This window comes from Rhodococcus sp. JVH1 (genome assembly GCF_000280725.2).
Classification (GTDB): Bacteria; Actinomycetota; Actinomycetes; order Mycobacteriales; family Mycobacteriaceae; genus Rhodococcus_F; species Rhodococcus_F jostii_A.
Genome location: NZ_CP166289.1, coordinates 1,407,615 through 1,433,817 on the forward strand (window position 1 = coordinate 1,407,615; position 26,203 = coordinate 1,433,817).

26 protein-coding genes are annotated in these 26,203 nt (G+C 68.1%); 9 read left to right on the forward strand and 17 right to left on the reverse strand.

Annotated elements, in window-relative coordinates; genetic code table 11:
- Positions 1-18: 18 nt before the first annotated feature.
- From JVH1_RS06600 to JVH1_RS06610, 3 genes are read right to left on the reverse strand one after another with little or no spacing between them, the layout of a single operon-like run.
- A complete protein-coding gene (locus JVH1_RS06600; RefSeq protein WP_009479192.1) occupies positions 19-786 on the reverse strand; it encodes a hypothetical protein in 768 nt (255 codons plus the stop codon).
- Positions 783-3,410: a bifunctional FO biosynthesis protein CofGH gene (locus JVH1_RS06605; protein ID WP_043781961.1), complete on the reverse strand. Its 2,628-nt coding sequence runs from the start codon at positions 3,408-3,410 to the stop codon at positions 783-785. Before JVH1_RS06605 ends, JVH1_RS06600 begins: the two co-directional genes overlap by 4 nt.
- A gap of 45 nt (positions 3,411-3,455) precedes the next feature.
- Positions 3,456-3,641, reverse strand: coding sequence for a hypothetical protein (locus JVH1_RS06610; protein WP_005239177.1), 186 nt, complete (start codon positions 3,639-3,641; stop codon positions 3,456-3,458).
- 84 nt (positions 3,642-3,725) lie between these two features.
- Here JVH1_RS06610 and JVH1_RS06615 point away from each other — a divergent pair, with 84 nt between their 5' ends.
- From JVH1_RS06615 to JVH1_RS06625, 3 genes are read left to right on the forward strand one after another with little or no spacing between them, the layout of a single operon-like run.
- Entirely contained in the window at positions 3,726-4,226 is a 501-nt protein-coding gene (locus JVH1_RS06615; RefSeq protein WP_029539492.1) for a PH domain-containing protein, read from the forward strand.
- The gene (locus JVH1_RS06620) at positions 4,223-5,764 is read left to right on the forward strand and encodes a PH domain-containing protein (protein ID WP_011598016.1); all 1,542 of its coding nucleotides are present in this window, start codon (positions 4,223-4,225) and stop codon (positions 5,762-5,764) included. The genes JVH1_RS06615 and JVH1_RS06620 overlap by 4 nt, the downstream gene beginning before the upstream one ends.
- Entirely contained in the window at positions 5,749-6,462 is a 714-nt protein-coding gene (locus tag JVH1_RS06625) for a uracil-DNA glycosylase (RefSeq protein ID WP_009479189.1), read from the forward strand. The genes JVH1_RS06620 and JVH1_RS06625 overlap by 16 nt, the downstream gene beginning before the upstream one ends.
- 57 nt (positions 6,463-6,519) lie before the next feature.
- Here the strand turns inward: JVH1_RS06625 and JVH1_RS06630 are convergent, their stop codons facing one another.
- Positions 6,520-7,362: a uroporphyrinogen-III synthase gene (locus tag JVH1_RS06630; RefSeq protein ID WP_029539493.1), complete on the reverse strand. Its 843-nt coding sequence runs from the start codon at positions 7,360-7,362 to the stop codon at positions 6,520-6,522.
- A gap of 39 nt (positions 7,363-7,401) precedes the next feature.
- Between JVH1_RS06630 and JVH1_RS06635 the strand changes: the two genes are divergently transcribed.
- Positions 7,402-7,779, forward strand: a complete 378-nt coding sequence (locus JVH1_RS06635) for a VOC family protein (RefSeq protein WP_016883325.1) — start codon at positions 7,402-7,404, stop codon at positions 7,777-7,779.
- Here the strand turns inward: JVH1_RS06635 and JVH1_RS06640 are convergent.
- The 6 genes from JVH1_RS06640 to typA all read right to left on the reverse strand — a co-directional run bounded on the left by JVH1_RS06640 (position 7,776) and on the right by typA (position 14,750).
- Positions 7,776-9,293 carry a catalase gene (locus tag JVH1_RS06640; RefSeq protein ID WP_009479186.1) on the reverse strand — a complete coding sequence of 506 codons (1,518 nt, stop codon included), beginning with the start codon at positions 9,291-9,293 and terminating at the stop codon, positions 7,776-7,778. The two genes, JVH1_RS06635 and JVH1_RS06640, sit on opposite strands and share 4 nt — an antisense overlap.
- 30 nt (positions 9,294-9,323) lie before the next feature.
- Positions 9,324-9,752, reverse strand: coding sequence for a hypothetical protein (locus JVH1_RS06645; RefSeq protein ID WP_009479185.1), 429 nt, complete (start codon positions 9,750-9,752; stop codon positions 9,324-9,326).
- A gap of 14 nt (positions 9,753-9,766) precedes the next feature.
- Positions 9,767-9,925, reverse strand: a complete 159-nt coding sequence (locus JVH1_RS06650) for a hypothetical protein (RefSeq protein WP_005239161.1) — start codon at positions 9,923-9,925, stop codon at positions 9,767-9,769.
- Positions 9,926-10,024: 99 nt separating this feature from the next.
- Positions 10,025-10,903 (reverse strand): N-acetyl-1-D-myo-inositol-2-amino-2-deoxy-alpha-D-glucopyranoside deacetylase, encoded by an 879-nt coding sequence (gene mshB / locus JVH1_RS06655; RefSeq protein ID WP_009479184.1) that lies wholly within the window; start codon positions 10,901-10,903, stop codon positions 10,025-10,027.
- Positions 10,900-12,720 carry an ABC transporter family substrate-binding protein gene (locus JVH1_RS06660; protein WP_272943944.1) on the reverse strand — a complete coding sequence of 607 codons (1,821 nt, stop codon included), beginning with the start codon at positions 12,718-12,720 and terminating at the stop codon, positions 10,900-10,902. Before JVH1_RS06660 ends, mshB begins: the two co-directional genes overlap by 4 nt.
- A 122-nt stretch (positions 12,721-12,842) precedes the next feature.
- On the reverse strand, positions 12,843-14,750 hold the full coding sequence (typA, locus tag JVH1_RS06665) for a translational GTPase TypA (RefSeq protein ID WP_009479182.1): 1,908 nt from the start codon (positions 14,748-14,750) through the stop codon (positions 12,843-12,845).
- 333 nt (positions 14,751-15,083) lie between these two features.
- On the opposite strand from typA, the gene JVH1_RS06670 reads away from it, so the two are divergent.
- Entirely contained in the window at positions 15,084-15,260 is a 177-nt protein-coding gene (locus tag JVH1_RS06670) for a hypothetical protein (RefSeq protein ID WP_005253649.1), read from the forward strand.
- A gap of 2 nt (positions 15,261-15,262) precedes the next feature.
- On the opposite strand, the gene JVH1_RS06675 is transcribed toward JVH1_RS06670, so the two are convergent.
- The gene (locus JVH1_RS06675; RefSeq protein WP_009479180.1) at positions 15,263-15,679 is read right to left on the reverse strand and encodes a (deoxy)nucleoside triphosphate pyrophosphohydrolase; all 417 of its coding nucleotides are present in this window, start codon (positions 15,677-15,679) and stop codon (positions 15,263-15,265) included.
- Between the two features lie 22 nt (positions 15,680-15,701).
- Between JVH1_RS06675 and JVH1_RS06680 the strand changes: the two genes are divergently transcribed.
- The gene (locus tag JVH1_RS06680; RefSeq protein ID WP_011598010.1) at positions 15,702-15,986 is read left to right on the forward strand and encodes a 4a-hydroxytetrahydrobiopterin dehydratase; all 285 of its coding nucleotides are present in this window, start codon (positions 15,702-15,704) and stop codon (positions 15,984-15,986) included.
- Here JVH1_RS06680 and JVH1_RS06685 read toward each other — a convergent pair.
- Positions 15,934-17,265: a mannosyltransferase gene (locus JVH1_RS06685; protein ID WP_009479179.1), complete on the reverse strand. Its 1,332-nt coding sequence runs from the start codon at positions 17,263-17,265 to the stop codon at positions 15,934-15,936. The genes JVH1_RS06680 and JVH1_RS06685 overlap by 53 nt on opposite strands.
- Before the next feature lie 318 nt (positions 17,266-17,583).
- Here JVH1_RS06685 and JVH1_RS06690 point away from each other — a divergent pair, with 318 nt between their 5' ends.
- Both JVH1_RS06690 and JVH1_RS06695 read left to right on the forward strand, forming a co-directional pair.
- The gene (locus JVH1_RS06690) at positions 17,584-18,366 is read left to right on the forward strand and encodes a hypothetical protein (protein ID WP_192815081.1); all 783 of its coding nucleotides are present in this window, start codon (positions 17,584-17,586) and stop codon (positions 18,364-18,366) included.
- Positions 18,367-18,476: 110 nt separating this feature from the next.
- Complete coding sequence (locus JVH1_RS06695) at positions 18,477-18,827, forward strand: hypothetical protein (RefSeq protein ID WP_009479177.1); 351 nt, start codon at positions 18,477-18,479, stop codon at positions 18,825-18,827.
- A gap of 10 nt (positions 18,828-18,837) precedes the next feature.
- On the opposite strand, the gene JVH1_RS06700 is transcribed toward JVH1_RS06695, so the two are convergent.
- Positions 18,838-19,308 (reverse strand): MarR family winged helix-turn-helix transcriptional regulator, encoded by a 471-nt coding sequence (locus tag JVH1_RS06700; RefSeq protein ID WP_016883330.1) that lies wholly within the window; start codon positions 19,306-19,308, stop codon positions 18,838-18,840.
- 325 nt (positions 19,309-19,633) lie between these two features.
- On the opposite strand from JVH1_RS06700, the gene JVH1_RS06705 reads away from it, so the two are divergent.
- Entirely contained in the window at positions 19,634-20,137 is a 504-nt protein-coding gene (locus JVH1_RS06705) for a nuclear transport factor 2 family protein (RefSeq protein ID WP_009479174.1), read from the forward strand.
- A 4-nt stretch (positions 20,138-20,141) separates the two neighbouring features.
- On the opposite strand, the gene JVH1_RS06710 is transcribed toward JVH1_RS06705, so the two are convergent.
- The 4 genes from JVH1_RS06710 to nuoL form a co-directional block, all read right to left on the reverse strand.
- Positions 20,142-20,876: a DUF1906 domain-containing protein gene (locus tag JVH1_RS06710; RefSeq protein ID WP_016883331.1), complete on the reverse strand. Its 735-nt coding sequence runs from the start codon at positions 20,874-20,876 to the stop codon at positions 20,142-20,144.
- Between the two features lie 165 nt (positions 20,877-21,041).
- Positions 21,042-22,661: an NADH-quinone oxidoreductase subunit NuoN gene (nuoN, locus tag JVH1_RS06715; RefSeq protein WP_009479172.1), complete on the reverse strand. Its 1,620-nt coding sequence runs from the start codon at positions 22,659-22,661 to the stop codon at positions 21,042-21,044.
- Positions 22,658-24,226: an NADH-quinone oxidoreductase subunit M gene (locus tag JVH1_RS06720; RefSeq protein WP_009479171.1), complete on the reverse strand. Its 1,569-nt coding sequence runs from the start codon at positions 24,224-24,226 to the stop codon at positions 22,658-22,660. The genes nuoN and JVH1_RS06720 overlap by 4 nt, the downstream gene beginning before the upstream one ends.
- Positions 24,223-26,145 carry an NADH-quinone oxidoreductase subunit L gene (gene nuoL, locus JVH1_RS06725; protein WP_009479170.1) on the reverse strand — a complete coding sequence of 641 codons (1,923 nt, stop codon included), beginning with the start codon at positions 26,143-26,145 and terminating at the stop codon, positions 24,223-24,225. Before nuoL ends, JVH1_RS06720 begins: the two co-directional genes overlap by 4 nt.
- Between the last annotated feature and the right edge of the window lie 58 nt (positions 26,146-26,203).

Genomic DNA, 26,203 nt, shown 5'->3' on the forward strand with positions numbered 1-26,203 from the left:
ACCCCTCTGCGGTGAGGGTTACCTGACCCGGCGTACCGCCGCGGGCAGCGGCGCGCGGGACGCGATCCACTGCTCGCCCTGCTTCGCGGCTCTCACCAGCGCTCCCCGTTCACCGAGATACCCGGCCACCACACCGACCACCGGGATATTGCCCAGCAGCGAGTAGGTCGAGCCCGGCGCAGGACGCTTGTCGAGTTCGTCACTGAGCGCGCGCACCGTGCGCCCGGTACGCCACAGCGCGCCGATGAGCCCGAACGGGCGCCACACGGACTCGCCGTCCGCCGAATCGGATCGCGTCGTATCGGCGAGCACCGCAGACGCGTCGGTGTCACGCCGGCAGAGCACGGACGCCAGCAGGTCCACCTGGTCGGATCGGTTCGTCATGCCGTGTTCCCGGGCGACGGCGACGAGAACGACGGCCTGATTCGCGAACCCGAGCACGTCCTGGATCGGGAGTCGATTGAGAAGCACCCCGAACATGCCCGGGAATGCGACCGCGATCGTGTTCAGCGCGCCGATCCTCGTCACCCACCACCGTGCCCGCTCGTCGTCGCTCGCCTTCTCCCACGACGCCGTCCCCGGGAACTGCACGGTGTCGAGAACCCAGGCGATCCCGTCGAGCAGCGCCTCCGCGGCGCCCCTGTCCTCCGCTGTCAAGGTGAACGTCCGGCGCTTGATACCGAACGGATCCGTGAGGGCCAGATCGAGCACGGGATTGATGCCCCGGGCGGCGCGATCCAGGATGCCGACGACCGTGTCGTCGCCCAGCCGATCCGTCTCGCTCATGCGGCCGGTGTCCTTCCCTCGCGTCGGGCGTGTGTGGTGGTGCGTTCGCGTGCCGGGCGGCCGATTCCCTCGGCGATGGCCCGCAGTTCGGCGACGGTCTTCTCGGATCCGTGCTCGGATCCCGCCATCCGGGAGATGGTCTCCTCCATCAGGGTGCCGCCGAGGTCGTTGGCGCCGCCCTGCAACATCACCTGGGTGCCCGTGACCCCCAGCTTGACCCAGCTGGTCTGGATGTTCGGGATCCGCCCGTGCAGCATGATCCGGGCCAGGGCGTGGACGGCCCGGTTGTCACGGTTGGTCGGGCCCGGACGCGACGCGCCCGCCAGATACAGCGGCGCGCTCTGATGCACGAAGGGCAGCGGAACGAACTCGGTGAATCCGCCTGTCCGGTCCTGGATTCCGCGCAGCACCCGCAGATGCCCGACCCAGTGAGTCGGGTTGTCGACGTGCCCGTACATCATCGTCGAACTCGACCGCAGACCCAGCTCGTGCGCCGTGGTCACCACCTCGATCCAGGTGGCGGTGGGCAGCTTGCCCTTGGTGAGCACCCAGCGCACCTCGTCGTCGAGGATTTCCGCGGCCGTGCCGGGAATGGTGTCCAGACCGGCCTCGCGCAGTTCCGTCAGCCAGTCCCGGATGCTCTGCCCGCCGCGGGAGGCACCGTTGACGATCTCCATCGGGCTGAACGCGTGCACGTGCATCGACGGCACCCGCGCCTTCACCGCGCGCACCAGGTCGGCGTACCCGGTGACCGGGAGTTCCGGGTCGATGCCGCCCTGCATGCAGACCTCGGTCGCGCCCGCGACGTGGGCCTCCCAGGCGCGGTCCGCGACCTCGTCGGTGGACAGGGTGAACGCGTCCGCGTCACCCTTGCGCTGCGCGAACGCGCAGAAGCGGCAGCCGGTGTAGCAGATGTTGGTGAAGTTGATGTTCCGGTTCACCACATAGGTCACCTCGTCGCCGACGGCGTCCTTGCGGAGCGCATCCGCCAGCGCCACCATCGCCTCGAGCCCCGGACCCTCCGCCGTCGCCAACGCCAGGTACTCGTCGTCGGTGCAGCCCGCCGGATCGCGCTCGGCGCTGCGCAGCGCCGCGAGGACGTCCGTGTCCACCCGCACCGGGCCGCTCAACTCCAGCACCTGCTCGCGGACGGTCTCCCAGTCCCCGAACGCGCTGCCGAGGTCGCTGCGCGTCTCGGTGTTGCGGCCGTCGGTGTCGATCTCGGTGTTCAGATCCACCCGGCCCGTCGACTCCCAGGACTCGTCCGGCTCCTGCCACGGCAACCCGACCGGCTTCGTGTCGAGCTTGGCCAGCCCGGTGTGCGGGTCCGCGAGGGCCTGCACGTGCCCGGTGATCCGCGGATCGATCCAGGGCGAGCCGGCCAGCACGAACTGCGGCTGCGCCGCCGTGCGTTCGGTGAGCTCGAACCCGGCCTCCGCGGTGATCGCGGCCAGGGTGTCCAGGTTCGGCCACGGCCGCTCCGGGTTCACGTGGTCCGGGGTCAGCGGCGACACGCCGCCCCAGTCGTCGACACCCGCACCCAGCAACGCCAGGCATTCGGTGTTCGACACCAGGTTGGGCGGCGACTGGATGCGCATCCCCGGGCCGAGCAGCAGCCGGGACACGGCGATGGTCGCGGCGAACTCCTCGAGGCCCGCGTCCGGGGCATCTCGCATCGCGGTGTCGGGCTTGGCGAGGAAGTTCTGGACGATCACTTCCTGAACGTGCCCGAACGCCTTGTGCGACTTGCGGATCGCCATGATCGATTCCGCCCGTTCCCGGACGGTCTCGCCGATGCCCACCAGGATGCCCGTCGTGAACGGCACACTCAACCGCCCGGCGTCGGTGAGCGTACGCAACCGCACCGCCGGATCCTTGTCGGGGCTGCCGTAGTGGCATTCGCCCTTGTCGGTGAACAACCGGGTCGACGTCGTCTCGAGCATCATGCCCATCGACGGGGCCACCGGCTTGAGGCGGGAGATCTCCTCCCAGCTCATCACACCCGGGTTCAGGTGCGGCAGCAGCCCGGTCTCCTCGAGCACCCGGATCGACATCGCCCGCAGGTAGTCCAGCGTCGAATCGTAGCCGCGCTCGTCCAGCCACTGCTTGGCCTCCGGCCACCGATCCTCGGGACGGTCACCCAGCGTGAAGAGGGCTTCCTTGCAGCCCAATTCGGCGCCCTGCCGGGCGATCTCCAGCACCTCGTCCGGTTCCAGATACGCGCCGCGCCCCTCGGCCCGCAACTTGCCGGGCACGGTCACGAACGTGCAGTAGTGGCACTTGTCCCGGCACAACCGCGTCAGCGGAATGAACACCTTGCGCGAGTACGTGACGGCCCTGGGTCTGCCCGCCGCCAGCAACCCGGCATCCCGAACCTTCGCCGCCGACGAACACAGGTCGGCCAGGTCGTCGCCGCGGGCCTGCAGCAGGGTCGTCGCCTCGTCCACGTTCAGAGTGGCGCCGTCGCGGGCACGTCGCAGCACCCGCCGCATGGCGGAGGCGGAGGGAGCCACTTCCTGCGCAGACGCGCCGGACGGAGCTGGTGCCGGAACACCGGGCATGGGAAGCATCGTGGGCCGGCCGGATTCTTCACCTGAATGGGTCACCCAGCGATCATGCGCCATCGACGACGACCACTGCCACCCAGACTCCCGCGAACGTGCGGATCGCTACCCGCGGGGGTAGTCCTCGTCGACCGGAACCGCCCGGCTCTGTTCGGCCACGTCCGCCTCGTTCACCTCCAGTGACGACACTTCTTCGACCTCGTCGGAACTGTCGTCGTCCACGGCGAGTTCCTGCTCCAGCCGGTCTGCCTCGGGTACCTCCGGAGAATCGGCCGCATCGAATGACGTCATGTCTGCGCTCCTTTCACTTCGGGGGGGTTCTCCCACGATAGGTCGGTTCTCGACAGAATGCCGGGGCACGGCCAAAGTAGGGTCATGAGTGTGCCCACCACCGTCGCGATGGCGGACCCGCTGTGGCGGCCCAGCCCCAAGGCCAAGCAACTGTGGGCGATCAACGCCGCCCTGCTCTGGCTTCCGCTCTTCGTCGTGCAAGCGGTCGCTCTCGTCTTCCACTGGTGGCCGGTGTGGGTGCACGTCACGGTCCTTGCGATCACCGTCGTGCTCGCGGTCCTCCACGTCGCCGTCGTCCCGCTCTGGCGGTACCGGGTGCACCGCTGGGAGATCAGCGACACCGCGGTGTACACCCGCAGCGGCTGGTTCACTCAGGAACGTCGCATCGCGCCTATCTCCCGCATCCAGACCGTCGACACCGAACGCGGACCCATCGACCGCATGCTCGGGCTGGCGACCGTCACCGTCACGACGGCGTCGTCCGCCGGTGCCGTCAAGATCTCCGCCCTCGATCAGGACACCGCCGACCGCACCGTCGCGCGGCTCACCGAGATCGCGGGTACCAATGTCGGTGACGCCACATGAGTGTGGCACCGGAACCGGGAATCGCTCCTCCCATCGCGCACGGCGAGGCCGCGGTCGCCGCCGAGGAGGAACAGCCCTGGTTGCGCCTGGACCGCCGGATGCTACTCGTCCACCCGGTCGACGAGATCGTCAAACTGCTGCCCGTGTTGCTGATTTCGCTGGTGATCGGCACCCAGAGCGGCAACCACGTGTGGAGTCTCGTCGCCATCGTCGTGTTCGTGGTGTTCGGCATCTCGCGCTGGTTCACGACGAGCTACCGCATCGGCCCGGTCCACGTGCAACTGCGGCAGGGTCTGTTCCGCAAACGCCTGCTGTCGGTACCGCGCAACCGCATCCGGTCCGTCGACGTGGAGGCGGGGGTCCTGCATCGCCTGCTCGGGCTGTCGATCGTGCGCATCGGCACCGGCCAGCAGGTGGGTTCCAAACCCGACGCGGCGAAGTTCGAGCTCAACGCCCTCTCCACCGGGCTGGTTCCCGACCTGCGGGCCACACTCCTCGCCCGGCAACCCTCCCCCGATGTCGAGCCGACCGCGGTCGCGCAGGAGCCCGCGGTCACCGAGATCGGCCACTGGACACCGGCCTGGGTCCGCTACGCCCCGTTCTCGGTGACCGGCGTGGTGACGATCGCGGCGATCGTCGGTCTCGCGTTCCAGTACGGGATCGGCGCGAAGATCGCCCGCTCGTCGACGGTGGCCGAGGGCATCGAATCCGCTGAGCGCGTCGGGGTCGCCATCGCCGTCGTCGTCGGGATCGTCGTCCTCCTGATCGCCGCCAGCGCCCTGGCCTGCATCCGGTACCTCCTGACGTACGGCAACATGACGCTGACGGACACCGGCCGCACCCTGCACGTCAGCCACGGCCTGCTGAAGACCCGCCAGACCACCCTGGACCGCGCCCGCCTGCGCGGGACGACCCTCGAGGAACCGCTCCTCCTCCGGCTCGCCGGCGGCGCCCGGCTGGATGCCGTCATGACCGGCGTCAGCGCCGCGAGACGGGAGTCGTCACTCCTGCTCCCCCAGGCACCGCGCGCGGAAGCGGAACGGGTGATGGCCACCGTCATCGGCGACCACCGTCAGGCCGCAGCACCGCTCACTTCGCACGGGCCGGTCGCGCAGCGGCGGCGCTACACACGGGCCCTGATCCCCGCCGAGATCGCGCTCGCCGTCGCCCTGGTCTTCGTGATCCTCGATCGGCCCGTGTTCTGGGCCGCGTGGGCCGCGATCGTCGCGCTCGCCGTCGGCGGGGTGGTGCTGGCGTGGGATCGGTACCGCGGCCTCGGACATGCGGTGCTCCCCGGGTGGCTGATCACCCGCAGCGGCTCCCTCGACCGCGCCCGGGACAGCCTCGAAGCCGACGGGATCATCGGGTGGACTGTCCGGCAGTCATTCTTCCAGCGGCGGGCCGGGGTGGCGACCATCATCGCCGCCACACCCGCAGGCACCGGAAAATATCTGGTGATCGATCTGCCTGCCGACCAGGCGTGGTCGCTCGTCGAGTCGGTGACACCCGGCGGAGGTGACGTGTGGGCGCGGCGCTGACCGACATCGCCGGTCTCGACGCCCAGCTGATCGAATGCCGAGCCTGCCCCCGCCTCGTCGAGTGGCGGGAGACGGTCGCACGCGAGAAGCGTGCGTCGTTCCGCGACGAAACCTATTGGGGACGTCCGGTTCCCGGATTCGGCCCACCCGATGCGTCCCTGCTGATCGTCGGTCTCGCCCCCGCCGCCCACGGCGCGAACCGCACCGGGCGCATGTTCACCGGCGACCGCAGCGGCGACTTCCTCTACGCCGCACTCCACGCCGTGGGACTGGCGAGCCAGCCCACCGCCACCCACATCGGCGACGGCCTCGAACTGTTCGGCGTCCGCATCACGTCCCCGGTGCACTGCGCACCGCCCGCGAACAAGCCCACCCCGGTGGAACGCGACAACTGCCGCCACTGGCTCGACGCCGAACTACGCATCCTGCAACCTCACCTGCGGTCGGTGATCGTGCTCGGCGGCTTCGGCTGGCAGTCGCTGCTCCCCGTCCTCGACGACGCCGGCTGGGCCGTCCCCCGGCCGCGCCCCAAGTTCGGGCACGGCGCGCACGTCGAACTCCCCGGCGCCGAACGTCCCCTGCACCTGTTCGGCTGCTACCACGTCAGCCAGCAGAACACCTTCACCGGCCGCCTCACCCCCGCCATGCTCGAATCTGTGTTGTCCGACGCCGCCCGCGTGGCCGGGCTGATCGGGTGACCACCCCTCCGGGGGCGAACGGTACATCCGACCTGTCAGAAACGCCGACAGTGCCGTTCACCCCACATGTTGCCGATTCGGGAGTTCCTCGATGATGTATTTGGCCATGCTGCCGAGCCGGGGGCGGGCGGGTTGCATGGTGTCGACGCCGAGGGCGGTGAGGGGCGAGGCGGTCACCGAGCCGACGCAGACGGGTGCGACCGGACCTGCGAAAGCGTGCAGGAGGGCCTCGACGCGGTCGGTGTCCTTCGCGGTGCTGAGGAGCGACGACACGGCGGGTGCGCTGGTGAAGGTGACGGCGTCGACCTCGGCTCGGATGATCTGATCGAGCAGTGTGAGCAGCGGCTGCTGGTTCTCGGGTCTGATCCACCGGTACACCGACACGGCCGCCGTTTCGGCCCCGGCGCCGGCGAGGGAGACGCTCAGGTCGGTCATCGGTTCCCATTCGGTGATGGTGCCGTGCAACTGGACCGCGACTCGTAGACCGCGCACGCCCTCGGCGACGAGGTGTTCGTGCACCTCTTCGGACGATTCGGTTTCCGGCGACCACTCCTCGCGCAGGCCGACGCCGCGGACGGCGCCCTTCGCCTTGGGACCGCGGGTGATGATCCGCGCCGATTGCAGGGCGGCGAGCAGTGCGTCCTCCTCGTCCCAGGCCCGCGCCGCGTCCAGCCATCCGCGGAATCCGACGGCGGTGCTGACGACGAGGAGGTCCGGCGGCGACGCGATGATGTCGGCGGTGCGGGACCGCAGATCGGTGTCGTCGACGAGTGGCAGCACGTGGATGGCCGGTGTGTGGACGATGGCGGCCCCGTGCCGTTCGAGGAGCGTGATGAACTCGGCGGCCCGGCGTTCGGCGGTAACGGCGATGGTCAGTCCGGAAAGTTCGTCATTCGACATTCTCCCAGTGTGACGGACGAATCGCACTAAGCTGCCCACATGATCACTGCTGTGCACACATTGGTCTACGCCGACGACGCCGAGGCGGCCCGCGACTTCTTCCGCGACGTGCTCGGCTGGTCACATGTCGATGCGGGCGGCGGGTGGCTGATTTTCCGCACCGGACCGTCCGAGCTGGGTGTGCACCCCACCTCGGACGAGCGGGGCGGTGAGCCGTGGTCCACTCGGCCGCACCACGAGATCTCGCTGATGTGCGACGACATCGAATCGACCGTCGCGGAACTCGAGGCCAAGGGCGCCGGGTTCACCCGCGGGATCCGCGACGACGGGTACGGCCTCACCACGTCGCTGCAGATTCCCGGTGCGGGCGAGATGATGCTGTATCAGCCCCGGCACCCGGTGGCGTTCGAGAGTTAGGCCTTCGCCTGCGCGCTGCTGCGCGCCGCATTGGCCTGTTCGCCCGCCTTGGGGTCGGTCTCCGACTGTTTCTTCCCGACACCGTCGGCGATTCGATCGCCGAGGGTCTTGTCGACGTTGCGCCAGTACTCGAACGCCTTCGCCAGGACCGGTTCGGTGACCCCGTTCAGCAGGTGCCCGACGATGTTGTCCACCAGGCGGTCCCGGGCGGCGTCGTCGAGTACCTCACGGACCATCGTCCCGGCCTGACCCCAGTCGTCGTCCTCCCTGTGGAGCGCGTACGGAGAGCGGACCATGTCGCCGGCGCTGTACCAGGTGGCGGTCGCCCCGACCTGCGACGGGTCGGCATGCGGGCCGCCCTTGGAGTTCGGCACGTAGACCGGATCCCCGGGGTTGTGGTGCCGCATGTTGCCGTCCTTCGAGTACGAGCGGACGGGTACGTGCGGCCTGTTGACGGGCAGCTCCTTGTAGTTGGCGCCGATGCGGTAGCGGTGGGCGTCCGGGTAGGAGAACAGCCGGCCGATGAGCATCTTGTCCGGGCTCGGCCCGATGCCGGGGACCAGGTTGCTGGGCTCGAACGCGGCCTGCTCGATCTCGCAGTGGTAGTCCGTGGGGTTGCGGTCGAGTGTCATCCTGCCGACGGGGATCAGCGGGTAGTCGCCGTGCGGCCACACCTTGGTGAGGTCGAACGGGTTGAACCGGTAGTCGTCGGCATCCTCGAACGGCATGATCTGCATGTTCAAGGTCCAGCTCGGGTACTCGCCGCCTTCGATGTGCTCCCACAGGTCCCGCGTGTGGTAATCGGTGTCCATGGACGCCATCTGGTCGCCCTCGTGCTGCGTGAAGAACTCGATGCCCTGGTCGGTCTTGAAGTGGTACTTCACCCAGAACTTGTCGCCCGCGGCGTTCACCCACATGTACGTGTGGCTGGAGTACCCGTTCATGTGCCGCCAGGTGCGCGGGATGCCGCGGTCGCCCATGAGCCACGTGACCTGGTGCGCCGACTCCGGGGACAACGTCCAGAAGTCCCACTGCATGTCGTGGTCGCGGAGGTTGTTGTCGGCACGCCGCTTCTGCGAACGGATGAAGTCCTGGAACTTCATCGGGTCGCGCATGAAGAAGACGGGTGTGTTGTTTCCGACCATGTCGTAGTTGCCCTGGTCGGTGTAGAACTTGAGGGCGAATCCGCGTGGGTCGCGCCAGGTGTCCGGGCTGCCGCGCTCGCCGGCCACGGACGAGAACCTGATCAGCAGATCCGTCTTCTTTCCGGGCTGGAAGAGGTCGGCTTTCGTGTAGGCGGAAACGTCTTCGGTGACTTCGAACCGTCCGAACGCCCCGCCTCCCTTCGCGTGCGGTTGCCGCTCCGCGACGCGTTCGCGGTTGAACTGCGCCATCTTCTCGATCAGGTAATGATCCTGGAGGAGGATGGGCCCGTCCGTCCCGACGGTGAGCGAATGTTCGTCACTCGATACCGGGATGCCGGCGTCGTCGGTCGTGAAGTTCTGATCTGCCATCGCGATGCTCCTTCAGCAGGCTGCTGGTGGCTATCGCGTACCCTCGCGCACCGTCGGCGAAACAGATCCGAAGGCCGCCTTCGCGCTGACTTTCCACAGGTAGACCGCTGCCGGGACCAGCGATCCGAACAGGAGCAGGAGCGTCCAGACGGACGCGAGCATGAGCACGTCGCCGCCCGGACCGCCGAACATGCAGAGCAGGAAACCGAACCCCCACCCCGCGAGCGGCAGCACTCCCGTGCCCACCCGGCCTGTCGTCGACCGGGCTGCGATCACCAGCGCCAGGTTGGCGACCGCGGCGGCGAGGATGCTGATCGGGAACGGGGTGGCGCCGAGGTAGGTGGGCAGGAAGAGCACCGAGAGGACGGCGCACAGGAAACCGTCGAACACCAGCAGCGTGAGGGTGACCCTCCCCAGAACATCGAGGTGCCCGGGTTTCGCTGCGGTGCCGACGGTCATGTGTCAATAGTGGATCAGGCGACGGGCGGGTAGCCCAGCAGGGTCAGCAAATGGCTCTGCATGTCGGCGAATCCGTACAGCACGCTGTAGTACAGGTCGTGCTGGGCCGGCCACGACGGCCGGAGCGTGTCGACGAACGCGACGATGGCGTTCTGAACATCCCAGTTGTACATCTATCGCCTCTCCTGACGGGTGTCACGCGGACTCGACCGGGGCCGCTGCGTGACGTGGGCCACAGTGTAGTACGTAACTCTCGTCACAGATACCTACGGTCAGTGACCGATGCCACCGAAGAGGTCCCGCTCCCGGCCGTCGGCGTCCCGCTCCCCGGCGGCGCCACGGACCAGCACGAAATGCTCCTCCGCCAGAATCGGCTGTGCGATGTCGTTGGAGAGCGCGTACTCGGTGCCGCTCGGCGCCACCGTCACCTGGGTGGCGTGCGCCGACAGCGCTTCCCTCTTCGCGTCGAGCACGGCCCGCACGTCGATCACCGTCGTCACCTCGGCGTCCGGAACGCTCGGCAATTCGCCGGGCTCCGGCAACCGCCAGCCGTCGGGGATGTCGCCGATACGGCAGATTCCCGACTCGAGCGCGCTCGCCTCGGTCACCGTCCAGTACAGCTTCGCGACCTCCCACGGTTCGCCGCAGTCCGGGTACTGCGCCGAACCCGCCGCCTCGACGGCCGCGGTGGTGACCGTGTGCACCTGGATGTGGTCGGGGTGCCCGTACCCGCCGTCCGGGTCGTAGGTGACCACGACGTGTGGCCGCAGTTCCCGGATGACCGCCACTATCGCGGCGGTCACGGAGTCGCGGTCGGCGTTGACGAACGCGCGCGGGTCGGCCGCCGACGCCGTGCCCGCCATGCCGGAATCACGGAAGTGCCCCGCCCCCAAAAGGAACCGCGGCCTTCCCGCACCGAGACACGACAGCGCGGACGTCAGTTCGCCGATCCGGAAACCGCCGAGCTGATCGGCGGCGTCGGCGACCAGCTGCGCCCACTCCTCGCCGATCACCTCGCCTTCCTCGCCGAGCGTGCACGTCAGGACGTGAACGTCGGCGCCCTCAGCGGCGTAGCGCGCGATGGTGCCGCCGGTGGTGAGCGTCTCGTCGTCGGGGTGGGCATGAACCAGCAGAAGTCGCCGCTCACTCATTCCTTGATCCTGCTCCAGTCCGCTGCGTCACTGAATATTCCGACCGGCACGGCCCCCGACAGCGACACCCCGTCGACGCCGGGTCCCGCCGCGACGAGTGTGCGGTCCTGCATGATCGGCAGCACCGCGGCCAGATCCCAGAGTTTGCGGTCGGCGTCGGCGAGAGCTTGCGGCACATCACCGACCCCCCGCAGCGCGGCGTCGATGGACGGCTGAAGGGTGGGGTCGCACACTCCCGACAGATTCGACGGGGCCTCGGCCTCCGCAACCGAATCACGTTCGGGGTCGGTGGTTTCGGTGTTCGGCTGGGTCGCCGCGACCACTGCGGGCGGGCAACTGTGACGGGAGGCCAGCGCCGTCGCCGGGTCGGATCCGGCGCGCGACCAACCCACGACCGCCCCGATCTCGCCCTTGCTCAGCGACTCCCCGTACAACTCCTCGGCGGGCAGCGACGTCACGGTGGCGTCGACGCCGGCACCGCGCAACTGGTCGGCGGCCGTGTTGGCGACCGCGCTGGCGGTGTCGTCACCCTCGGGTGTCCCGATGACGAGCGTCAGCGGGACGCCGTCGCGGACGAGCCGGGTCGACGGCGCCGCGCCTGCGGGAACGACGGTGCCCGTGGGTGTTTCGGCGACGTATCCGTACTCGGCCAGCTGCGCGAGCACCTGTTCGCGACCCGGCCGTGCGGGTGCGGTCGCGGTGTAACCGGGATCGGAGGGGGCGTAGACCTGCGAGCGCGCCGGGACCGCCGCCGCCTCACTGCCGGCGCCGACGACGGCGAGCAGTTCGGTGTCCAGCAGCTCCAGAAGACTCTTCCGCACCCGGACGTCCGCGAGTTCGGGAACCCGGCCGTTCAGCGTGAGGTCGAGTCCGCGCGGCTGGAAAGACGAACCCGTCCGCACCGTCGGGATCGCCGCCAGCTGGGCGGAAGTGGCTGTCCCCCCGTGAATCTGGACGATGTGCGTGTCGTTGTTGCGCATCGAGCCGGCGAGCTGCGACGGGGTGCCGTCGCGGCGCATCAGGATCTGGTCGGGCGTCGCCGGTTTGTCCCAGAACCGGTCGTTGCGTTCGAGCAGGATCTCGTCGCGTCCGCGGTCGATCGACTTGATGTGAAAGTGCCCGCCGGACACCGGGATGTTCTCGGACAGTCCGGTCGCGAAGCCACCGGGGGAATCCTTGATGAGATGCGACGGCAGCAGGTCGGTGAAGAGTTCACGCCACGCCGGGTAGGCGGCCTTCATGACGACGCTGACCGTCTTGCCGCCACCGGACGACCTGACGTCCTCGATCAGCTCGTAGCCGGCGGGGTCGACCACGCCGGGGGCACTGATCATCTGCTGCCACAGGTAGCGGAAGTCCTCGGCGGCGATGGGCGCGCCGTCGGACCATTGCGCCTCGTTCCGCAGCTGGTACGTGACGGTGAACGGTTCCTGCGACGTGACGTCCGCGGAGATCACCAGCGAGGAGTCGGGAATCCAGGTGCTGCCGCCCGGGCGGGCGGGATCGGGCACCGGCCGGAACGGGCTCGGCAGCACGAGGGCGCTGACCGCGGAATTCGCCGGCGACTGGTCCGACAGGAGGTGCGGGTTGAATCCGCTGCCCACGTCGTCGATGGCGACGACGACGGGCTGCTTCTCGGTCGGCGACACCGTCGGCTTGGGGCTGTCGGTGCTCTCGACCGGCGGGGGCGGATCGGCGGTGCACGACGTGAGCATCGCCGCCGACACTGCCAGCAGGAGCGCGGTCACCGCCGCACCGTTCCCGCGCCTACGGCCCCGTACTCCTCGAACTCTCGCGAGTCGACCCCCAGCAACCACCGCGCCGCCTTTCCTCAGAGATACCGGAAGGCTCCGGAAACCCACGAGCGAATGTACCTTCGGCCGACGATCGACCGAAGGTACATTCGCCCGGTTGTGTATGACGTGGTCGGACGTGCCGACTACAGGGCCGCCTTGTCGCGGGCCTTGGAGCGTGAACGCTCACGGGCACGGTCGGTGGCCGACAGGTGCACCTTGCGCACGCGCACGACCTCCGGGGTGACCTCCACGCACTCGTCGCCGGCGCAGAACTCCATCGCGCCTTCGAGCTCGAGCTTGATGGGCTTGGCGAGGGTCTCCATCACGTCGGCGGAGGACTGACGCATGTTGGTCAGCTTCTTCTCGCGGGTGACGTTGATGTCGAGGTCCTCCTGGCGCGGGTTGATGCCCACGACCATGCCCTCGTAGGTGTCGGCGCCGGGCTCGACGAAGAACGTTCCGCGATCGGCGAGCTGGATCATCGCGAACGGGGTGACCGAACCGGTGCGGTCCGAGACGAGCGAGCCGGTGTGGCGGGCGCGGATCTCGCCGGCCCACGGCGCGTAGCCGTGGAACACGGCGTTCGCGATGCCGGTGCCGCGGGTCTCGGTGAGGAAGTCGGTGCGGAAGCCGATCAGGCCGCGCGACGGGACGATGAACTCCATCCGGACCCACCCCGCGCCGTGGTTGGCCATCTGCACCATCTTGCCCTTGCGGTTGGCGAGGAGCTGGGTGATGGCGCCGAGGTACTCCTCGGGGCTGTCGATGGTGAGCTCTTCGAAGGGCTCGTGCACCTTGCCGTCGACCTGACGGGTGACCACCTGCGGCTTGCCGACGGTCAGCTCGAAGCCCTCGCGGCGCATCTGCTCGACCAGGATGGCGAGCGCGAGCTCACCACGGCCCTGAACCTCCCAGGCGTCGGGGCGACCGATGTCGAGGACCTTGAGCGAGACGTTGCCGACGAGTTCCTGGTCGAGACGCGACTTCACCATGCGGGCGGTCAGCTTGTGTCCGCTGACCCGGCCGACGAGCGGCGAGGTGTTGGTGCCGATGGTCACCGAGATGGCGGGCTGGTCGACGGTGATCCGCGGCAGCGGGACCGGGTTCTCCAGGTCGGCGAGGGTGTCGCCGATCATGATGTCGGGGAAACCGGCGACGGCGACGATGTCACCGGCGACGGCCTTCTCGGCGGGCTGACGCTCGACGCCCTTGGTGGCGAGCAGTTCGGTGATCTTGGCCTTGGTGACGACGGGCTCGCCGTCCACCTCGCGACACCAGGAGACGGTCTGGCCCTTGGTCAGCTCGCCGTTGTGGATACGGACCAGCGCGAGGCGGCCGAGGAACGCGGAGGCGTCGAGGTTCGTGACGTGAGCCTGCAGCGGCGCGTCGACGTTGCCCTTGGGTGCGGGCACGTAGTTGAGGAGCACCTCGAACAGGGCGTCGAGGTTCTCGGCGTCCGGTGCGTGACCGTTCTCGGGCTGAACCTTGGACGCCTTGCCCTCGCGGCCGGAGGCGTACAGGACCGGGAGGTCGAGGGCGAGCTCGGCGGCTTCCGCGGCCTCGTCGTCGAGGTCGGACGCCAGGTCGAGCAGCAGGTCGTGGCTCTCGGAGACGACCTCTTCGATGCGGGCGTCGGGACGGTCGGTCTTGTTGACCACGAGGATGACGGGCAGCGACGCGGCGAGCGCCTTGCGCAGCACGAAGCGGGTCTGCGGCAGCGGGCCCTCGGACGCGTCGACGAGCAGGACGACACCGTCGACCATGGACAGGCCGCGCTCGACCTCGCCACCGAAGTCGGCGTGACCGGGGGTGTCGATGACGTTGATGACCGTGACGCTGCCGTCGGCGTGATGCTTGTGGACGGCGGTGTTCTTCGCGAGGATGGTGATGCCCTTCTCGCGTTCGAGGTCGCCGGAGTCCATGACGCGATCGACCAGTTCGGCGCGCTCCTCGAATGCCCCCGACTGACGCAACATGGCGTCGACGAGAGTGGTCTTGCCGTGGTCGACGTGTGCGACGATGGCAACGTTACGGAAGCTGGTGATGGTCACGCGGTGGCTCTCCTGGCTGAGTTGATTCGGCCACGCGAAAGTTCCCTCGCACGGCTTTCTGGCGGCCGCCTTGTCATCTCGATTCAGAATCCTCGTCGAGGCGATGGTAAATCGCCCAGTGCAGGCATCGCGGCCACGTGAATACTACCCGCCCGAGCGGCTACTTCGCGCATCGCCGGCTGCGGGAGCCCTGCCCGACCAGCGTAAAGTGATCTGCGCCACGTCGAATTCGCCCTGTCTCGCGCGTGGGTCGGGGCCGAAAGCTGAGGGGAAGCTAACCTGGGTGGAGCCGGTGATACCGGTGTTCCCCGTAGTAGGAAGGCCGAGCCGCGTATGGGCAAGGTGAAGGCCAGCAAGGTCTCGGGTCTCAAGCCGAAGAAGAAGTGCTGCCGCAGCAAGACGCGCTGCATCAAGTGCCCGGTGGTCATCATGCGCATGAAGAAACTCGAGAACGAGGGCGCGTCCAAGAAGGAACTGAAGAAGGGGCTCAAGAAGGCCCGCGCGGCCTGAGGTCAGCCCCAACCGTTCAGGTGCAGCCGTAGGTCCGGCACCCACCCGCGGTCGTTGCCGACGAGGTCGATCTCCCCCAGTTCCCGTCCGTCCACCCACCGCAGTTCCGCGTGGTCGAGCGCGACGGGTGTTCCCGACACCAGTTCCACCCGGTACGCGCGGAGCACCCGGCCGTCGGGCAGCGGCACGTCGTCGCCGATCCGGTCGCCGCCCGACACCTCGATCCCGAGTTCTTCCCGCAGTTCGCGGCGCAGCGCGTCCTCGGCGGTCTCCCCCGGCTCCGCCTTGCCGCCGGGCAGCTCCCACAGTCCCGCGAGTTCCGGGGGCCGCGTCCGCTGCGCGAGCAACAGTCGGCCGTCGACGATGATCGCGGCCGCCACCACCTCTCCGGCGTGGTCGACAGGCCTTGCACGTTCCATTGGCACCGCACCATCATGGGGTATGGCCGAGTTGCTGTCAGACGGAGAGATCGACACCGCGCTCGCAGAACTGCCCGGGTGGCGGCGGGCGGGTGATTCCCTCGTCCGCACCGTCGAGTCGCCGACCTTCCCCGAAGCCGTCGAGCTGGTCCGGAAGGTCGCGGAGGCGGCGGAGGCCGCCAACCATCATCCGGACATCGACATCAGGTGGCGCAAGGTCACCTACACCCTGTCGACGCATTCCGCGGGCGGGCTCACGCAGTTGGATCTGGATCTTGCTGCGCAGATCGACTCACTGGCGGGCTGACCGGGGCGGCGGCCACGGCACGCTTCGTGCGGCGCCCGGCGTAGGCCACCCAGGCGTAGACACCGAACGCGCCGACCACGTCGACCGTGCCCAGCCACGCGAGTACCGCGGGCCGGGAGATCAGCCAGATCGAGTCCTGGAAGAAGCTGAGCACCCACGGCACGCCGATGAGGGTCGTGACGAGCCAGTACCCGGCGAGGATTCGGGTGCCCAGCATCGATCCGTAGGGGCCGTGCAGCAGCCAGATCAACATCGGAATGACCCACACCCAGTGGTGTGACCACGAGATCGGTGAGACGAGCAGCCCCAGCAACTCGACGATGACGAGGGTGCCGAGCCGATCGTCCCGGGCGATCGCCCGCCAGGCCAGGGCGGCGAGGACCACCGTGACCGTCACGGCCAGCAGCCAGAGGGCGCCCGTCTCGACGTCGTACCCGAGCAGCCGCGACAACGCGCCGCGCAGGGACTGATTCCACACCGAGCCGACCGGCCCGATGCGATCGGCGTCACCGAGCAGGTGGGTGAAGTACTCCCGCGCCTCCGAACCGATCAGGAGATAGCTGACTCCGACGGTCGCGGCGAACGCGACGCCCGAGAAGACCGCGGCCTTCCACCGGCGCTGCATCAGGAAGTAGAGGCCGGTGATCGCCGGGGTCAATTTGATCCCGGCGGCGAAACCGACGAGCGCACCGGACAGCCACCACCGGGAGCTGCGGACCGCGGTCATCACGAGCAGCGCGAGGAACACGTTGATCTGGCCGTAGTCCAGCGTGGTGCGCACCGGTTCCACCCACACCCCCACCGTGGTCCACAGCACCGCGACCGCCCGCCAGTGCGGGCTGCGCGCGGCGTCACCGAGCACCAGCCCGAGGCTCATGCGCGCCAGCGCGTACAGGGCGAGGATGGTGAGCAGTTGCCAGCCGACCCCGACCAGCGGGAACGGCAGGTAGTGCAGCGGAAAGAAGACCAGCGCGGCGAACGGCGGGTAGGTGAACGGCAGCGGAAAGTCCGGTGTCACTTCCGAGTAGGTGAAGTCGTAGAGACTGCCACCGCGGAGCGCCTCGGAACCGTCGACGTAGACGTGCAGGTCGACGAGGTTCATCCCGTTGGGACTCAACAGCGTCCACGCCATGCGCCCGAGCACCGACAGCACGAGAAGCGCAGGCGCGCACCGCAACAGGCCGTGCAGGGCGGACGCTCCCCGGGACGACGTGGGAGAACGCTCGGATGACGGGTCGTCGGAGGCTGCTCCGTCGTCGGACGCTGCATGGTCGGACACAGTGTGGTGCTCTCCCCGTGAGGTGTGTAGATGTCTCAGCCGATCCCGAAACGGTCCCGCACAGCGTAGACGGCGCCCGCCGCGGGCCCCGAGGTGTCCGTAGCCGCGCGTAACAGTTGCATCACCAATCACACGAACCACACGTGCCACAAGCTATGGTCACCGGAAGATCACCGTCGGGGTCTGTATGCCATACACTCCCACCGGGATGCCGCAGCTATCGGTGAACGAACTCGTGAGCTGTACAACCCGGGGGCGCTGTACATAGAGTGACCCCCCGAGCCGTCAGACGTGGATTGAGTTGTCGTCCACGCTGTTATGACTAAGGATGGGGAGACTGTGCTTCGAACCCGAGGTATGCGCAGAGCAGTAACTGCTCTCGCTGTTGCCGCAGCAGCCGCTATGGCAGTGCCGGCCCAGGCGAATGCGCAGCCGACGCCGCCGCCCGTGCCCGAAGGCGTCCCTGTGGAGATGCTCGCCTCGTTCGCACCCGCGATCATCGGCGCAGCCGCTGGTACCGAAGACATCGCCGCAGGACCTCAGGACGCGATCCTGGACCAGGCCCGCATCCTCCTCGAGTCCCCCGGCATCCCGCCGGAGCTCAAGTCCACTCTCGAGCGCGTCATCACGTTCCTCGACGGCAGTGGCGGCGGCGGCCCCGAGATCCCGCAGGAGAACGCACCCGTCATCGCGCAGTTCCTCTACCCGACCATCGGCAAGGGCTGCATCGGAGAGGGCGCCGACTCCGTGGGCACCGCACTCGCGGTCCCCGGTCCGGCCCAGCTGCCCCCGCCCGGACCCAAGGCAGGTCAGGCCGGTTTCGTGTTCACCGCCCTCGGAACCAGTTCCGTTGCCGCCGAACAGCCCGAGCCGCTGACCGTGACGTGGATCAACCTGGACAACCAGCGCCGCGCCACCCAGAACCTCACCAACGAGGCCAAGATCAACCCCGACGGACCGGCAACCCTGTCGGCGATCGCGGACACCGGCCCCGGCCGCGTCCTCGCGGTCGTGTCGGGTGGACTGACCACGCAGAAAGAGGGCGCCGCGCCGATCACGTGCAGCTTCCTCCCTACGGTCGGCATGTTCCAGGTCGCGTAACTCTTCACAGCTGACGAGCGAAGGGCCCTCCGGAAGATTCGGAAGGGCCCTTCACTCATGTCTGCACCGCTTCTCTGTTTGCCGACGGCACCACCGTGGTAGACCGAGGAATGCCCTCGACGCATCACACACCAGATCACTCACTGCGATCGCGACACGCCCGGCGTTCGATACTGTCGATCCGTTCGGAGGGGTCGATTCTCTCGATCGGCTCCGCCTACTCCATCCTGTCCATCGGGAGTGTCGGCTCGGTGCTCTCGATCGGGTCGGTCGGGTCGGCGGGCTCGGCACTGAGCACCGCCTCGTTCGCCAGCCTCGGGTCTGCGCTGTCGGGACTGTCGCGGTGGTCCCTGATGTCCTGGAAGGGGTGGCACGACTCGCCGCCGGAACACCCTCACCTCACAGTCATCGCCGAGGAACCGGACCTCGCCCGGGACGCAACCGCGCACGTCCAGTCCTGACGATGTCAGATCAGGGCGTCCGCCCGGTGCGCGGCCAGGAGTTGCCGTCGTACTTCTCGATTTCGCCGTTGAACTTCGTCAGCAACCGGCGCAGCTCGCCCCGGTCGTGGTCGCTCCACTCGGCGATGATGCGCTCGACGCCTTTTCGGCCCAGCGCCCGGTCGGCGTGAAGCTGTTCGAGCCCCAGCGCGGTGGCCTCGACCTTGCGGGCCATTCCCCCGTCCGGGTCGGGGACGCGTTCGACGAGGCCACGCTTCAGCAAGGCGCCGATCTGCCGGTTGATCGTCGAGATGTCGAGCCGGAAGGCCTCGGCGAGCTGTTTCAGGCTGAGCGGATGTTCCAGTTCCAGGCGCCCGAGGAGGAGGTAGGCGGAACGGTCGAGTTGGAATCCCGCCCGTTGCGCATGGGCGTGATAGCGCGACAGCAATGTCAATTCGTTCTCGACAGCAGCCGCCACCTCGTCGCGTTCGGACACCGACACCTCCAGTAGTTACCGTCATTCTGCCCGAGGCATCATTGTGCACCATACACACGGTGTGTAGTGTGCACATCCCGATCAGGATCCGTTCACGAACAGCGCGGTATAGAGGACCGAGGCGACGGTGTACACGAAATTGACGAGCAGCTCCATGGGAGAACCTCCAGGTTCCAGAGTGAAAAGAGTGACAACAGGTAATCGGAGTTGCGCCGAGGAGCGTTTCACGCCGTCCCACCCACCGGAAAATGCCCCACCCACGAACTGAAACGTGTTCTTATTTCCGGAGGCGCTCACACTCGGGTGCCGGGCGAGAGAAGGGGATGCACACATGCCGTGGAGTCGTGCCGAGCTCGAAGAGGCCTTCGCGCACTACCAGCGAACCGTCAGCCGCTGCGTCGAACTCGGAGACTGGGACGGCTTCGCCGACCTCTTCACGGAAGACGCCACGTACGTCGAGCACGCCTTCGGAGACTTCGGCGGACGCGAGGCCATTCGGAAATGGGTCACGCGCACCATGTCGGCATTCCCCGGAAGCCGGATGACCGCATTCCCGGCGAACTGGTACGTGATCGACGAGGACCGCGGATGGGTCATCTGCGAGATCGACAACCCCATGGAGGATCCCGGCGACGGTTCGGAGCACGCCGCAGCGAACATCACGATCCTGCACTACGCCGGCGACAACCTGTGGTCACGCGAGGAAGACGCGTACAACCCGATGAATTTCCTCGCCGCGGCCAAGAAGTGGTGCCGCGCAGCGGAAGCCGCCGGCACACTACCCGACGACGCCCGGGAATGGCTCACCCGGATGGGCGGGCAACCGGCGGCCTAGCCGGTCACCACTGGCCATAGTCGGGCTCGAGGATGTCATTGAGATCGATGCCGACCCCGTCGACGCTGCTCGCGTCGATCTCGTACTGGTGCAGGTGCGCCGACGGGTGGACATACCCCTCGGGGGTGCCCCAGTCGTGCTGCCAGTACCACGACCCGAGCCCGGCGAGCACCGCCAGATCCAGCGTCTTCGAGTTAGCGTAGATGCCGGTGTTCGCCTTGCCGACCACCGACTCCCACCCGGCGAGGTACGGGGCGATCATGGTGAGGAAATCGGCCGGCGTGGGATTGTCGTCGATGGACGCGTAGATGGGTCGATCCTCGGAACCGCCTGCGGCGAGATGCAATTCGAGCCCGCGCTCCGCGTGCCGCTTACCCGCCTCGAGACCGCCACGCCAATCGGCCGTCGGCCCCTTGCCGAACTGATAGCACGAGACGACCGACAGTCCCGCGTCGAGCAACGCCTGCGCCTCGTCGGCGAGCATCGGCTTGCCTTCCATCCACTCGGCGCCGGGACGGCGGTCGGACACGTAGCGGATGGCACCGGCATAACCGGCCTCGAGGATGGCGTCCGCCGACGGCACCCCACCGGCGTAATCGATCAAGATGCCGAGACTGTCCGCCTTCGCGACGGCGACCGAGGACGTGGTGGACGTGAGCGCCGCGATCCCGGCCACGGCGGATCCCGCTGCCGCGTACCGGAACAGGTCTCTCCGAGAAATCTGCACTGTGGCCCCCATATCCGATCGGTCGCGCTCCGGCGTGTCTCCGACATTCACTCTCGCTCAGTCGGTATGTTGTCCGGTTTGCATTCCACCACACTCACACGGGTCCCGCCAGCCACTTGGACGACATCCGTCACATCGGACACTCGTGACCCGCGCCGAACCGGGCGGCGCAACGCGTCAGCGGAAGAACACCGCAGCCTGGTCCGCCAGATCGAGTGCCCCCTGCGGCAGGATTCCGAGCACCACCGTCACCACCACACCGACCGCGATGGCCGCGGCGGTGAACATGCTGGGCACCACGATCGTCGGGGCGTCGCTCTGCGGCTCCGAGAAGTACATCAGGACGATGACGCGGACGTAGAAGAACGCCGCGATCGCGCTGCTGACGACACCGACGAGGACGAGCGGAACGGCACCGCCCTCGATGGCGGCCTGGAAGACCGCGAACTTGCTGACGAACCCACTCGTCAGCGGGATTCCGGCGAATGCGAGCAGGAACAGTGCAAAGACCCCGCCGACCAGTGGCGAACGCCGCCCCAGCCCCGCCCAGCGCGACAGGTCCGTCGCCTCGCCCCGGCTGTCCCGCACCAGGGTGACGACGGCGAATGCGCCGAGCGTGCTGAATCCGTACGCCAGGAGGTAGAACATCGTGGACGACAGACCCGCCCGGTTGGCCGCGATCAGACCGGTGAGGATGAACCCGGCGTGCGCGACCGACGAGTACGCGAGCATCCGCTTGACGTCGTTCTGCGTGACCGCCATGACCGCACCGACCACCATGGTGAGGATGGCGACGCCCCACATCACGGGCCGCCAGTCCGCGCGCAGGTCGGGCAGAGCCACGTAGAAGATGCGCAGCATCGCACCGACGGCCGCGACCTTGGTGGCCGCCGCCATGAAGGCGGTGATCGGAGTGGGCGCACCCTGATAGACGTCGGGAATCCACGAGTGGAACGGGACGGCGCCGATCTTGAACAACAAGCCCACCGACAGGAGCGCGGTACCGATCAGCGCCAGCGTCTTGTCGTCGGTGCCCCGGGCGAGCGCGTCCGCGATCCGCGGCAACTCGACGGTGCCCGCGTAGCCGTACAGCAAGGCCACACCGAAGAGGAAGAACGCCGACGAGAACGCCCCGAGCAGAAAGTATTTGAGGGCCGCCTCCTGCGACAGGAGACGGCGACGCCGCGCCAGCCCGCACAGCAGGTAGAGCGGCAGCGAGAGCACTTCGAGTGCCACGAACATGGTGAGGAGATCGTTGGACGCCGGGAACAGGAGCATCCCGCCGACCGCGAACAGGGTGAGGGGAAAGACCTCGGTATGCCCGGGGGCGTTCTTGGTGGCCTCCCGTTCGGCGACGCTGCCGGGGACGGCGAACGCCTGCGGGGTGAAGGCGTCGGTTCCGCCTTCCGGCTCGGCGGTCGCGGCCGTGACCTCCGCGATCGCCACTCGGACCCCACTGTCGACGCTCCGCTCGGCGATCAGCAGGATCGCGGGTATCGAGATCAGCAGGATCGTTCCCTGGAGGAACAGCGTCGGACCGTCGACGGCCACCGCGCCCGCGACGGTGGAGTCGCGGGTCCCGGCGAGCATGACGACGCCCACGAACGCGGCGGTGAGTCCTCCGAGCGCGAGGACGAGATGGCTCGAGTAGCGGCCACGCCGGGGCAGGAACGCCTCGACGAGCACACCGGCGACAGCCACGCCGAACACGATCAACATGGGTGCCAGCTGACCGTATTCGATGTCCGGCGCGCGCAGCGTCGTGGACTGGGCGAGTACGAAGTCGGAGGTACTCATCGGTGTGTGCCTCCCTGTGGGTCCTGCCCGGCGACGGTAGGTGCAGGATCGTGCTGACCGACGGTGACGAGGACGTGGCTCACCGCGGGGGTGATGACATCCAGCACGGGTTTGGGGTAGACGCCGAGGACGAGCAGCAGGGCGATCAGCGGCGCCACGACCACGATCTCACGGCGCACGAGGTCGCGGACGGTCTCGTTGCCCTCCTTCAGCGGCCCGGTCATCATCCGCTGATAGAGCCACAGCACGTAGATCGCGGCGAGGACGAGCGCGAAAGTCGCGACCACGGCGGCGATCCGGTAGCGCGAGAACGTGCCGACCAGGACGAGGAACTCGCTGATGAACGGTGCCAGGCCCGGCAGCGACAGCGTCGCGAGGCCCGCCACGAGGAACGTCCCTGCCATCACCGGCGCGACCTTCTGCACGCCGCCGTAGTCGGCGATGAGGCGGGTGCCGCGCCGCGACACCAGGAACCCGGCGATCAGGAACAGCGCCGCGGTCGAGATGCCGTGGTTGACCATGTACAGCGTCGAACCGGCCTGTCCCTGGCTCGTCATGGCGAAGATGCCGAGAATGATGAACCCGAAGTGCGAGATCGACGTGTAGGCGATCAGTCGCATCACGTCGGTCTGACCGATGGCCAGTACCGCGCCGTAGATGATTCCGATCACCGCCAGCACCGTGACGAACGGCGCGAAGTACGCGGACGCCTCGGGGAACATCTGAAGGCAGTACCGCAGCATGCCGAACGTCCCGACCTTGTCGACGACGGCCATCATGAGCACCGCGCTCGCAGGGGTGGCTTCCACCGCGGCGCCCGGCAGCCACGTGTGGAACGGCCACAACGGCGCCTTGACCGCGAACGCGAACATGAAACCGAGGAACAGTGCCTTCAGCACGCCGGGGTCCGCGTCCAGCCCTTCGGCGACGATCACCCGGAAGTCGAAGGTGCCGCCGAAGGCGTCCTGGCGCGCCGTCACCACGTACACCCCGATGACCGCGGCCAGCATGATCAGGCCGCCGAACAGGTTGTAGAGCAGGAACTTCACCGCGGCGTACGTCCTCCCCACCCCGCCGAATCCTCCGATCAGGAAGTACATCGGGATGAGCATGGCCTCGAAGAAGATGTAGAAGAGCAGGACGTCGAGGGCGGTGAACGACACGATCACCATCGCCTCGACCATCAGCGTCAGCGCCACGTACGTGTGTGCCATCCGCCGCTGCCCGTAGTCGGGTGCGGTGTCACCGTCGTTCCACCCCGCCAGCAGCAGCAGCGGCACCAGAACGGTGGTGAGGAGCACCAGGACGAGCGCGATGCCGTCCAGGCCCAGGATGTACCGGGTGCCGAACGCCGGGATCCACGCGTGGGATTCTACGAACTGGTACTGCTCGCCGGTCGGATCGAACCGGATCGCCAGCACGACGGCCAGGCACAGCACCACCACGGACACGCCCACGGCGACGGATTTCGCGAGCGCGCGCTTGTGGACGGGCAATGCCAGGACCACACCGGCGCCGACGAGTGGCAGCACCCAGAGGGCGGTCAGCCACGGGAAGCCGCTCACCACAGCCTCACCAGCATCGTGGCGACCAGAAGGGCCGCCCCCGCGAACATGAACAGCGCGTACGACCGGACGAACCCGGTCTGCAGACGCCGCACCCGCATCGACGTTCCGCCGACGAGCGCGGCGAACCCGTTGACGGCACCGTCGACTCCGCTTCCGTCGACGGTGACGAGTGTTCGCGTCAGTTCCTGCCCGGGACGCATCAGCGCCGCCTCGTTGAACGCGTCGCCGTACAGGTCCTTCCGGGCCGCGACAGTGAACGCGGTGACGTCGGCCGGCGCGACCTCGGGGATCGGCTGCCGGGCGTACTGCCGGTAGGCCACCGCGACTCCCGCGAGCACCACCACCAGCGTGAGTGCGGTGATCGCCCACACGGGCAGGGCGGGCTCGCCGTGGTGGGTGCCGACCACCGGTTCCAGCCAGTGCTGCAGGGAGGAGCCGACGGCGAGTAGGGCGCCGGCGGCGACCGAGCCCACCGCCAGCAGGATCATCGGTACCGTCATCACCCCTGGCGATTCGTGTGGGTCGGCGACGGGAACATCCCCCTTCCCCTCGCCCGCCCCGGAAGCCCACCGCGGTTGTCCGAAGAAGGTCATCAGCATCACCCTGGTCATGTAGAAGGCGGTGAGTCCCGCGCCGAGCAGCGTGACCGTTCCGAGGACGACGCCCTGGACGCCCTCGGCGGCGAACGCCGCTTCGATGATCTTGTCCTTGGAGAAGAAGCCGGAGAACGGCGGAATCCCGATGATGGCCAGGTATCCCAGCCCGAACGTGACGAACGTGATCGGCATGACGGTGCGCAGACCGCCGTAGCGGCGCATGTTCACCTCGTCGTTCATGCCGTGCATCACCGAGCCTGCGCCGAGGAACAGGCCGGCTTTGAAGAAGCCGTGGGTGAGCAGCAGCATGATCGCGAACGCGTACCCGGCCGGTCCCAGACCGGCGGCCAGCACCATGTACCCGATCTGGCTCATCGTGGATGCCGCCAGCGCCTTCTTGATGTCGTCTTTCGCGCAGCCGATGATCGCGCCGAACAGCAGGGTCACCGCACCGACGATCACGACGGCGAGCTGGGCATTCGGGGCCAGGTCGAAGATCGCGTTGGACCGGACGATCAGATACACACCCGCCGTGACCATCGTCGCGGCGTGGATGAGCGCCGACACCGGTGTCGGGCCCTCCATCGCGTCACCGAGCCAGGACTGCAACGGGACCTGCGCCGATTTGCCGCAGGCGGCGAGCAGCAGCGCGAGCCCGATCGCGGTGAGCACCCCCTCGCTCGCGGCGTCGGCACGCGTGAACACGTCGGCGAATTCGATCGAGCCGAAAGTCGAGAACATGATCATGATCGCGAGGACCAGGCCCATGTCGCCGACGCGGTTGACCACGAACGCCTTCTTCGCGGCCGCCGCCGCGGACGGCTTGTACTGCCAGAACCCGATGAGCAGGTACGAGGCGAGACCGACGCCCTCCCATCCGACGTACAGGCCCAGGAAGTTGTCGGCCAGCACCAGCAGCAGCATCGCCGCGAGGAACAGGTTGAGGTAGGCGAAGAATCGCCTACGCTCCGGATCGTGCGCCATGTAGCCGACCGAGTAGATGTGGATCAGCGAACCCACCCCGGTGATCAGCAGCACGAAGCACACGGACAGCTGGTCGAGTTGGAGACCGAAATCCACCTGGAGTTCGCCTACCGGCACCCAGCTGAACAGGGTCTGGTGCACGACCCGCTCGGCGGGGTCCCTGCCCAGCATGTCGACGAAGAAGACGACGCCGAGCGCGAAGGAGACCAATGCCGTCGCGCAGCCGAGGAGATGGCCCCACGCGTCGCTGCGGCGGCCCGCGAGCAGGAGCACGGCGGCGCCGAGGAGGGGCAGAACCGGCAGCAGCCACACGGCCGACGAGAGCGTTCCGCTCATGCCGCACCGCCGATCGGGGCGTCGTCGTCGGGCAAAGTCACCTTCTCGAGGATGTGCG